Consider the following 1,893-nt stretch of genomic DNA (forward strand, 5'->3'; position numbering starts at 1 on the left):
TGCATCATTAAATCTTTATCTTCAGGTCTTGAAGTTGCTACCAGTATTGTTAAAGTTGCTAGAGCATCATTGTTAATTCTTTCTTTACCATCTTTATATAATGCTTGATTCTTTTCTAAAAAATATAAAAATACAGTTGCTCCTATCCTCTTATTTCCATCAATAAAACTATGATTTTTTACAATAAAATACAATAATACACTAGCTTTATCTTCAAGAGTTGGATATAAATCACTTCCACCAAAACTTTGATAAATAGTAGCTATACTACTTTTAAACGACTCATCTCTTTCAATTGCAAACAAATCACCTTGATTAGCGAATACAGTATCCTGGATTAATTTTATACATTCATCATATTGAATTATATAGATATCTTTTTGACCTTCAGGAACTTCTAAAGTATGATGATCATAATCATCTAATATTTTAAAACCTCTTTGATAAGCTTTTAAAAATTCTAACATAGAATCACTGGTTGGCAACTTCCCTCCAGCTTCTTTATACTGATCAAGCATTCTGGTAACATATTCAATATCCTGAAAATGTCTATCATTAACAACATACCCTTTTAATAGATATTCTTTAAGTATATTATTAGCCCATTTTCTAAAAAGAATACCTTTTTTAGATTTCACTCTATAACCAACTGAGATAATAACGTCTAAATTATAATATTTAATAATAACATTTGCTATTCTATCTTTCTCCGTACGAGGATCGTATCTTTTTAGTTGAGTTGCATTTTTTGCAACTGAACTACTTTCATCCAACTCGCCTTCACTAAAAATATTTGATATGTGTCTTGAAATTGTAGATTTGTTTTTATCAAACAGCTTACTCATTTGATCTAAAGTTAACCATACAGTTTCATCTTGAGGTGAAATAGTAACATCCAATACAAAATTACCATCTTTAAATTGAACGATTTCATTTTTTCTATTATACTTGCCATAATATCATCTCCACGTATTTAAATTTTCAGGTTAAAAATATTATAGCATTTACCTAATTTTATTTCATTGAATTAAAAATTTAAAAAGCTAAGCTTTCTATTTGCAAATTCTTTAACATATTTTTAAATCTTATGTCTACTCTTTTGTCTACTTTATAATACAATAAAACTTTTTTTGATTGACCACATCATACAGGAGGATGGTTTTTCTTTTAGAAAAACTATAAAACCATAACTTACAACATAAGTAAATATGTTAATGATTTCTGATTTATCTAAGTTTAATTATTTATCCTGTGTCTTATGTTTAATCAAGAAAGACTACAAAAAGCAAAAAATTAAAAAGCTTAACCCTTTAACAATCAAGAGTCAAGCCTTATAAGTAGAATCGTCACTACCTTTTTGAATATTATAAATATTTCATCAATTTACATAAACCTAGTATTATAGATATTGTATTTATCTAATTAAAAATTATCTATAAATCAAATTCCTCTAAATCACTTTTGATAATTTCATATAGTTTTAAATATCCATTTGTAATAAGATATTCAGAAATAAGCTTAAATATATTTTTGGATAAATTAATTGATAGCTCATCAGCATTATGAGTAATAATCCATGAATTGTTTGTATTATTTGGATCATTAAAAAATATATACCCTACTATTTGATCATTTGTAATTAGAAAAAAGTATTGTGGAAATTCTTTTCTAAAGGAAGAATCCATCATATTTTCAAGATCTTGAATTCTTTTTGAAATACTTCCATCATACCCACCATAATAAATCTTTTCAATTTGTTTTAAATAATTTTTCTTTTTCAAAATCAAAATAATTTTTTATTACATTCATTTTATCTATCATTCTAAGTAACTTCTCTTCATAATTCTTGTTTTTTCAATGGTACTCTTATTATACTCTTAATTTCAAAAAAAA

Annotated in this window: 2 protein-coding genes; both read right to left on the reverse strand. The window is 24.9% G+C overall.

Annotated elements, in window-relative coordinates; genetic code table 11:
* The coding region (gene rhuM / locus J7M77_RS16635; RefSeq protein WP_296880600.1) for a virulence protein RhuM/Fic/DOC family protein at window positions 1-899 on the reverse strand (899 nt) is incomplete at its 3' end.
* Window positions 900-1,433: 534 nt separating this feature from the next.
* Complete coding sequence (locus J7M77_RS16640) at window positions 1,434-1,781, reverse strand: hypothetical protein (RefSeq protein WP_296880602.1); 348 nt, start codon at window positions 1,779-1,781, stop codon at window positions 1,434-1,436.
* Window positions 1,782-1,893: the final 112 nt, after the last annotated feature.

Origin of the sequence: Thomasclavelia sp., from assembly GCF_017889095.1 — a bacterium.
Classification (GTDB): Bacteria; Bacillota_I; Bacilli_A; order Erysipelotrichales; family Coprobacillaceae; genus Thomasclavelia.